Below are 7,563 nucleotides of genomic sequence, written 5' to 3' on the forward strand. Positions count from 1 at the left end.
GGTCGAGTCAATCGACCCGGGGCCCTTTGCCGTCCCGTGACCGAAAACGAACCACTCGGTCGTGTGTGACAGCCGACACAAGCACGTGCTATCAATAGTCATATTCCTAATCGAAACACCCCGGTCGGACCCCCAGCCGATCGTCGCACCAACCCGGCGCCCCAGCCGCCAAGCACTCCCGGAGGACCCCATGACAACTTTGGTCGACGCCAGCACCCCGAGCGCCGTACTCGATCGCGTCTCGCTCGTTCTGGATGCCTTCGACGGACCGGGCCGGCTGACGCTCGCCCAGGTGGTTCGGCGCACCGGGCTGCCGCGCTCCTCGGCGCACCGCATGCTCGAGCGGCTCGTCCACCTCCGCTGGCTGCGCAGGCAGGGTCGCGACTACGAGCTGGGCATGCGCCTGGTGGAGCTCGGCTCCCTCGCGGTGCACCAGGATCGGATGCACCGGGCCGCGCTGCCGTTCCTGCACGAGCTGCACCGGGTGACCGGCCACGTCGTCCACCTGGCGATCCTCGACGGGCCCGATGTCGTGTATCTGGAGAAGATCGGCGGCCGGATGGCCGCGGCCATCCCGACCCGCGTCGGCGGCCGCTACCCCGCGCACTGCACCGGGGTGGGCAAGGCGATCCTCGGGTTCGCGGGCGAGGCCCAGCTCGCGGCTCTCGACGGCGATCTCCTCAGCCGCAAGACCAAGTACTCCATCTCCACGGGGGCTCAGCTCCGCGCCGAGCTGGCCAAGGTGCGCGAGCAGGGCATCGCCTACGAGCGCGAGGAGTCGCTGCCCGGGTTCGGCTGCGTGGCGGCCCCGATCGGGAACATCGGCGAAGCGGTCGCGGCCGTCTCGATCTGCGGTCCGGTCTCGCAGATGAAGCTCGACCACCGGCTCGCCGCACCCGTCCGGATGACCGCGCTGGGGATCTGGCGCAACATCGAGGGCGGCCCGGTCCGGGTCCAGCCGACCCTGCAGCAGCAGCCGCGCCCCATCCTCGGCGGGCCGTCGGCCCACCGCGCCCGCCCCGCGGCGGCGCCGACGGATCTGCAGTACGCATGAGCGTCGACGGCGAGGTGGCAGCGATCCTCGACGCGCTGAACGCCGGCTTCCCGAAGGTCGAGACCATGACCGGCGCGCAGGCGCGCGCCGCGATCCGGGCCAGGCTGGTGCGGCCCGATCAGCCGGAGCCGGTCGCGGAGGTCTCCGAACGAGTGGTCCCCGGCCCCGGCTCGGACCTGCCCGTCCGGATCTACCGGCCCGCGGTCACCTCGGGCGCGGACTTGCCGGTCGTCGTGTTCGCGCACGGCGGCGGGTTCGTATTCTGCGATCTGGACACCCACGACGGGATCTGTCGGGCGATGGCCAACGGTGTCGGGGCGATCGTGGTGTCGGTCGACTACCGGCTGGCCCCGGAGTCGCGGTGGCCCGCCGCCGCCGAGGACGTCTACGCCGTCGTGGCGTGGGTGGCCGAGCACGCGGCGGAACTCGGTGGTGACACCGACCGCATCGTGGTCGCCGGCGACAGTGCCGGTGGCAACCTGGCCGCGGTGACCGCCCTCCTCGCCCGCGAGCGCGGCGGCCCCGCCCTCGCGGCGCAGCTGCTGCTGTACCCGGTGATCGCCGCGGACTTCGAGACCGATTCCTACCGGGAGTTCGCGACCGGTCACTTCAACACCCGCGCCGCGATGCAGTGGTACTGGGACCAGTACGTCCCGGTCGAGGACCGGGATCACCCCCATGCCTCTCCCCTGCGCGCGGAGCTGGCAGGCCTGCCTCCGGCCGTGGTGGTCACCGCGGGCTGCGACCCGCTCTGCTCGGAGGGTGACGCCTATGCGAATGCCCTTGCCGCCGAGGGCGTTCCGGTCAACCATCGTCGATACGACGGGGCGATCCACGGGTTTATGACAATGGGCATGCTGGCCCTGGCGCGCACCGCGCAGAAGCAGGCTTGGGCGGATCTGCGGGAGGTCCTCGACCCGGTCCGCTAGGGGTCATTCCAGGTCGGGATTCTCGGACTCGGTCTCGACCTCCACCTGGCGCCAGGCGCCGGGGGTCGGCTTCGGGAAGCCGGCGTCGTCGCCGTCCTTGACCTGTGCGATGACGGCGTCGGCCTTGTCGATGTCGGCGATCAGCTGCTCGGCCAGATCACGCTCGGCGGCGTAGTACCGCTCGGCCCACCGCAGCACGATCTGGGAGTACGCCCAGGCCGGTTCCTTGTCCGCGCCGGAGGCATCGGCCGCGGCGCGCCGTTCCATCTTCGACACGTACTCGATGTGCTCGCGGAGGATCTCCTTGAGCCGCTCCGGCTTGTTCAGGTGCCCGAGCCAGATGCGAAGCATCACGCCGTGTTTGAGGATGGGCGGGTCGATCGGCGCCTCGTTGGACCATCGCCCGACCGCGGCGGTGCCCGACTCGGTGATCTTGTAGAGCCGGCGACCGCGAACCCCGTTGTCGTGCTGCACCCGGGAGGTGACGAAGCCGTGCTTCTCGAGCTTCTTCAGCTCCGTGTAGACCTGGCTGAACGAGGGGCTCCAGTAGAAGAACTTGATGCTCCAGTCGGCCCACTTCTTGAGCTCGTAGCCGGACAGCTCCTCGTCGAACGCGAGCATGCCGAGTACGGCCCAGCTGGTCGCGGGCAGGTTGGGTAGGTCGGACTCGGAGGCCGGTTCGGTCGGTGCCACTACGGGAGCCTAACAACTGGACAGATGACCTGGACAGGGCAAGCTACCACTGACCGGGAACCTGGATGGCGCCACGCACAGGGTGTGGCGATCCTGGTTGTTGCCCGTTTCATCAGGAGGAACCGCACATGAGCGCAGAGATCACAGTCGTCGCCGAGCAGGACGCTCTCTCGGCTCCCGACGCCGCCACACTGAGAAAGGTGATGGGGCACTTCTGTACCGGGGTCGCGGTGATCGCCGCCCACGACGGCGACCGACCCCTCGGGTTCGCCTGCCAGTCGGTGGTGTCGGTGTCGCTGGATCCGCCGTACATCTCGTTCTGCCCCGCGAAGACCTCCACGAGCTGGCCGCTGCTGCGGGAGGCAGGCTCGCTGTGCATCAACATCCTCGCCCACGACCAGAAGGACGTCTGCTCGACCTTCGCGGTGAGCGGCGGCGACAAGTTCGCCCAGGTCGACTGGAGCCCGGCGGGCAACGGTGCCCCGGCGCTCGGCGGCGCGCTGGCCAGGATCGAGGCGACTGTCGAGCTCGAGCACGACGCGGGCGACCACACCATCGTGCTCGCCCGCATCACCGATCTGACCGCGGATGCCGACGGCAGGCCGCTGCTGTTCTTCAAGGGCGGGTTCGGCGGGTTCGCCGACTAGAGCACCCGCAGCATGACGCCCCTCGACGAAGCATCGTCGAGGGGCGTCGTGCTGTGAGCAATCCTGTCGCTCATGACTTCTCGCGGTCACCCGACTCCGCGGTGTTCCGCACGCCGCTGTAGGGCCAACTCCCGCAGGGCCCGCCGGGACGGCTTCCCCGAGGCGATCCGCGGCATCTCGCTGAGCAGGATCACCTCAGCGGGCACCTTGTAACCGGCGAGCGCCCCGCGGCAGTGCTCGACCAGCTGTTGTCCGGTCACGCCGTGGCCCGGCCGGGCGACCGCGTACGCGATTCCGCGCTCCCCCAGCCGCTCGTCGGGCACCCCGACGACCGCGACCTCGCCGACCGACGGGTGCCGGCTCAGCACCTGCTCCACCTCGGAGGGATACACGTTGAAGCCGCCGACGATGAACATCTCGCCGATCCGGTCGATGATCCGCAGTTCCCCGGACTCGAGCACCCCGACGTCGCCGGTGTGTAGCCATCCGTCACGGTCGAGTGCCGTCGCGGTGGCGGCCTCGTCCTCGAAATAGCCCGACATCACGTTGTATCCGCGGACCAGGACCTCGCCCGCGGTGCCCTCCGCGACGGCATTTCCTTCGGGGTCGACGACGCGCAGTTCCACCCCGGGCAGCGGGGGCGCGGCGAGTGAGACGGTCTGCGGTTCGGGGTATCTCGCGGTCACGGTGCCGCTGGCCTCGGTGAGCCCGTAGCCGGTGACGATCAGCGGGATGCCCAGCACCCGGCGGATCCGGTCGAGCAGCGGGGCAGCCACCGTCGTCGCGCCGGTGACCGCGAGTCGCGGGGTGTGTGCCCTCGCGTGTCGTTCCGCAGGCGACGCGGCGATCAGGTCGGTGAACAGCGTTGGCGGACCGGACAGCACGGTGATCCGTTCGGACGTGATCCGGGTGAGCGCGGCCACCGGGTCGAACACGTCCACGGCGACGTAGCAGCCGCCGGCGGCCAGCGCCGCCAGCAGGCCGGCGTTGAGGCCGAACGAATGCGACAGCGGGGTCACCCCCAGGATCCGGTCGCCGTGGCCGATCCCCAGCCGATCGGACAGGGACCGGTACACGCGAACCAGTTGTCCGTGCCGGAGCACAACGCCCTTGGCCGGACCGGTCGAGCCGGACGTCGACATGATGTAGGCGAGGTCGTCGGGCCCGGGCGGCCCGGCCCGGTGGTGGGCCCGCAGGTCGACGCTGCGTGGCTTCGCCGCACACCCGAGGAACTGCGCCCAGCTCGTGATGTGCAGGTCCGGCTCACGGTGGAAATCGACGATCCGCTCCAGGTCCGGGAGACCGAGCACCGGCCGGTCGGGTCCGGATTCCCCGGCGGCCGCACGGAGCATCGCGGCGTAACCGGTGCCGAGGAACCCGTCGTCCACGAAGAGCACCCGGCTGCGGGTCGTGCGCAGCTGGTGCGCGGCGTCGGCGCCGCGGGCCCTGGTGTTGATCGGCACCACCACCGCGCCGATGGAATGGGCGCCGAGGGCGACCACCGCCCACCGCGCCGAGTTCGGCGCCCACAGGGCGATGCGGTCGCCGTGCCGGATCCCGCTGGCGGACATCGCCATCCCTGCGCGGGAGGCCGCCGCCGCGAGCTGCTGGTAGGTGAGGCGCTCCCGTCCGTCTACGACGGCCTCGCGGTCGGGGTGGCGTCGCGCGGACTCGCTCAGCACCGCCCAGATCGTGTCGGGGGTGATGTCGCCGACGGTCATATCCGAGGGACCGTACCGGACATTCTGGCACCTCTGTTCCGCTGGTCGGAGGCCTCCCGCTGGGCGGGAATGCCGGGGGGCAGGGACGGGCCGTTGTGGTTACCGTCACACGTACAGACCGTACCCATATGCCCGGGAGAGATCATGGCCTCAGCAGACGACATTCGTTCGACGGTGTCGAAGTACCTCGACGCGGTCGGGAGTGGGACGTCGGCCGACGTCGCCGCCCTGTACGCGGACGACGCCACCCTCGAGGACCCGGTTGGCACCGAGCCGCTGGTCGGCCGCGAGGCCATCGAGAAGTTCTACAGCGCGCTGGACGCGGTGCAGAACAAGACCGAACTGCTCTCCATCCGGGTCGCGGGCAACTCGGCCGCCTTCGCGTTCCGGGTGGTCACCGACACCGGCGAGCAGACCATCACGATCGAACCGATCGACGTCATGACCTTCGACGACCAGGCGCGGATCACCAGCATGCGCGCGTTCTGGTCGCAGGACGACATCAGCTTCGGCTGAGTATCACCAGAGAGAGAACTATGTCTGCAAGCGAACAATCCTGGGACCATGAGGTCGATTTCGTCGTGGTCGGCAGCGGTTGCGGCGGCCTCACCGGCGCCCTTTCCGCGGCTGACCGGGGCCTGGACACCCTCGTCATCGAGAAGGCCGCCGTGTACGGCGGCACGACCGCACTGTCCGGCGGCGGCATCTGGGTCCCCAACAACCCGCTGCTCGTCCGCGAGGGACTCGGCGACTCGCGTGCGGACGTGCGCACCTACCTCGACGCCGTCGTCGGGGACCGGGTGCCCTCGAAGAACCTCGACGCGTTCATCGACGAGGGCCCCCGCACCCTCGAGTTCCTGGAGACCTCGAGCCCGCACATGCGGTTCCAGTGGTGCACCGGCTACTCCGACTACCACCCCGAGCAGCCGGGTGGCCGACCCAACGGCCGCACGATCGAGCCGCTCCCGGTGAACCTCAAGGAGCTCGGCGAGGACGAGGACCTGCTGCGCCCGGCCGCGCTGGCGACGCCCCCGGGGCTGTTCATCACCTCGAAGGACTTCGTGCAGCTCAACATGGTGACGCGGACCTGGAAGGCCAAGTGGACCGCGCTGCTCACCGGTCTGCGGGCCGTCAAGGCCATCGTCCTGCGCAGGCACATGGACACCCTCGGCCGGGCGCTCATCGCCCGGCTTCGGCTGGCGCTCAAGGATGCGGGTGTGCCGCTGTGGCTGAACACCGCGCTGCAGTCCCTGGTCACCGACGAGTCCGGTGCCGTCACCGGCGTGGTCGCCGAGCGCAACGGCAAGCAGGTGCGGATTCGCGCCCGCCGCGGTGTGCTGTTGGCCAGCGGCGGCTTCGAGTACAACGAGGAGATGCGCAAGCGCTATCTGCGCGAGGGCGGCAAGGACAACTTCAGCGCCGCCGCGGTGGAGAACACCGGTGACGGCATCCTCGCAGGCGAGAAGCTGGGCGCCGCTTTGGATCTCATGGACGACGCGTGGTGGATGCCGTCCTTCCTGCGCCCCGATGGCATCAACCAGGTGCTGGTCTCGGAGCGCTCGATCCCGCGCTCGATCATCGTCGACCAGCACGGCAAGCGGTTCACGAACGAGGCGTCGCCGTACGTGACGTTTGTGCACGATCAGCTTGCAGGCGGACACGAGCCGACGTGGTTCGTCTTCGACCACAAGGCCAAGGGTCGCTACCCGATCGGTGGCATCATGCCCGGCCAGAAGTTCCCGAAGGCCTGGCTGGAGAGCGGTCTCATCCAGACCGCCGAGACCGTCGAAGAGCTCGCGGAGAAGATCGACGTCCCCGTGGCCGCGTTCGCCGACACCGTCAAGCGGTACAACGGATTCGCCCGGGCAGGCCGGGACGAGGACTTCAACAGGGGCGTCAGCGCCTACGACAACTACTACGGCGACCCGACCCTGGCTCAGCCCACGCTGGACGTGCTGGATCAGGGGCCTTACTACGCGCTGCGTACCAGGGCAGGCGACCTCGGCACCAAGGGCGGACTGGTCTACAACGAGAAGGCGCAGGTGCTTCGCGCCGACGGTGAGCCCATTGCGGGTCTGTACGCCACCGGCAACACCTCGGCCGCGGTGATGGGCAACGACTACGCCGGTGCAGGCGCGACCATCGGTCCCGCAATGGTGTTCGGCTACATCGGCGCGCGGCACGCCGCCGGGGTCAACTAGGAGACGAGGCGACCATGCAGGAACTGAGCTGCACTAGCTGCGGGAACCGGGTGTTGGTGGAGAAATACAGCCCCACCCACACCAGCATCCAGTGGCTGGCGGACGCGGAATCGTCCTGCCCCGAGTTCGCGCGGCAGGCAGCGCTCGGCGTGGACAGCAAGTGGATCCCCACCTGCACCGCGCTGCGCGACTCCATCGAGGAGGCCGCGATCAAGGGGGTGCTCGAGACCGACGCGCTCCGCAGCTATCCGGTTCCCGGTCGCCTGGACTAGCTCTCAGTCGAGCGAAGGAAGGCCCCACCCTGCAAGGGTGGGGCCT

At 69.5% G+C, this 7,563-nt stretch carries 8 protein-coding genes; 6 read left to right on the forward strand and 2 right to left on the reverse strand.

Annotated elements, in window-relative coordinates:
• The first annotated feature begins 190 nt into the window (after positions 1-190).
• Positions 191-1,054, forward strand: coding sequence for an IclR family transcriptional regulator (locus tag ACWFRB_RS26060; protein ID WP_097210788.1), 864 nt, complete (start codon positions 191-193; stop codon positions 1,052-1,054).
• Entirely contained in the window at positions 1,051-1,983 is a 933-nt protein-coding gene (locus tag ACWFRB_RS26065) for an alpha/beta hydrolase (RefSeq protein WP_452644194.1), read from the forward strand. The genes ACWFRB_RS26060 and ACWFRB_RS26065 overlap by 4 nt, the downstream gene beginning before the upstream one ends.
• A 3-nt stretch (positions 1,984-1,986) precedes the next feature.
• Here ACWFRB_RS26065 and ACWFRB_RS26070 read toward each other — a convergent pair whose 3' ends face one another.
• Complete coding sequence (locus ACWFRB_RS26070; RefSeq protein WP_452644206.1) at positions 1,987-2,604, reverse strand: PadR family transcriptional regulator; 618 nt, start codon at positions 2,602-2,604, stop codon at positions 1,987-1,989.
• A gap of 200 nt (positions 2,605-2,804) precedes the next feature.
• Here ACWFRB_RS26070 and ACWFRB_RS26075 point away from each other — a divergent pair, with 200 nt between their 5' ends.
• The gene (locus tag ACWFRB_RS26075) at positions 2,805-3,323 is read left to right on the forward strand and encodes a flavin reductase family protein (RefSeq protein ID WP_452644196.1); all 519 of its coding nucleotides are present in this window, start codon (positions 2,805-2,807) and stop codon (positions 3,321-3,323) included.
• Positions 3,324-3,409: 86 nt separating this feature from the next.
• Here the strand turns inward: ACWFRB_RS26075 and ACWFRB_RS26080 are convergent, their stop codons facing one another.
• Positions 3,410-5,044 carry an AMP-binding protein gene (locus ACWFRB_RS26080; RefSeq protein ID WP_452644198.1) on the reverse strand — a complete coding sequence of 545 codons (1,635 nt, stop codon included), beginning with the start codon at positions 5,042-5,044 and terminating at the stop codon, positions 3,410-3,412.
• A gap of 144 nt (positions 5,045-5,188) precedes the next feature.
• Between ACWFRB_RS26080 and ACWFRB_RS26085 the strand changes: the two genes are divergently transcribed.
• The 3 genes from ACWFRB_RS26085 to ACWFRB_RS26095 are packed head-to-tail and all read left to right on the forward strand — an operon-like array spanning position 5,189 to position 7,517.
• Entirely contained in the window at positions 5,189-5,560 is a 372-nt protein-coding gene (locus ACWFRB_RS26085; RefSeq protein ID WP_452644200.1) for a nuclear transport factor 2 family protein, read from the forward strand.
• 20 nt (positions 5,561-5,580) lie between these two features.
• Positions 5,581-7,245, forward strand: coding sequence for an FAD-binding protein (locus tag ACWFRB_RS26090; protein WP_452644202.1), 1,665 nt, complete (start codon positions 5,581-5,583; stop codon positions 7,243-7,245).
• 14 nt (positions 7,246-7,259) lie between these two features.
• Positions 7,260-7,517 (forward strand): hypothetical protein, encoded by a 258-nt coding sequence (locus ACWFRB_RS26095; protein WP_452644204.1) that lies wholly within the window; start codon positions 7,260-7,262, stop codon positions 7,515-7,517.
• The last annotated feature ends 46 nt before the right edge of the window (positions 7,518-7,563 follow it).

This window comes from Rhodococcus sp. NPDC055112 (assembly GCF_053607505.1).

What these genes read in the sequence shown, in the direction of transcription:
- ACWFRB_RS26065 (WP_452644194.1), top strand. Translation starts at nt 1,051, where the DNA reads ATGAGCGTCGACGGCGAGGTGGCAGCGATCCTCGACGCGCTGAACGCC.
- ACWFRB_RS26075 (WP_452644196.1), top strand. Translation starts at nt 2,805, where the DNA reads ATGAGCGCAGAGATCACAGTCGTCGCCGAGCAGGACGCTCTCTCGGCT.
- ACWFRB_RS26090 (WP_452644202.1), top strand. Translation starts at nt 5,581, where the DNA reads ATGTCTGCAAGCGAACAATCCTGGGACCATGAGGTCGATTTCGTCGTG.
- ACWFRB_RS26085 (WP_452644200.1), top strand. Translation starts at nt 5,189, where the DNA reads ATGGCCTCAGCAGACGACATTCGTTCGACGGTGTCGAAGTACCTCGAC.
- ACWFRB_RS26080 (WP_452644198.1), bottom strand. Translation starts at nt 5,044, where the DNA reads ATGACCGTCGGCGACATCACCCCCGACACGATCTGGGCGGTGCTGAGC.
- ACWFRB_RS26095 (WP_452644204.1), top strand. Translation starts at nt 7,260, where the DNA reads ATGCAGGAACTGAGCTGCACTAGCTGCGGGAACCGGGTGTTGGTGGAG.
- ACWFRB_RS26070 (WP_452644206.1), bottom strand. Translation starts at nt 2,604, where the DNA reads ATGCTCGCGTTCGACGAGGAGCTGTCCGGCTACGAGCTCAAGAAGTGG.
- ACWFRB_RS26060 (WP_097210788.1), top strand. Translation starts at nt 191, where the DNA reads ATGACAACTTTGGTCGACGCCAGCACCCCGAGCGCCGTACTCGATCGC.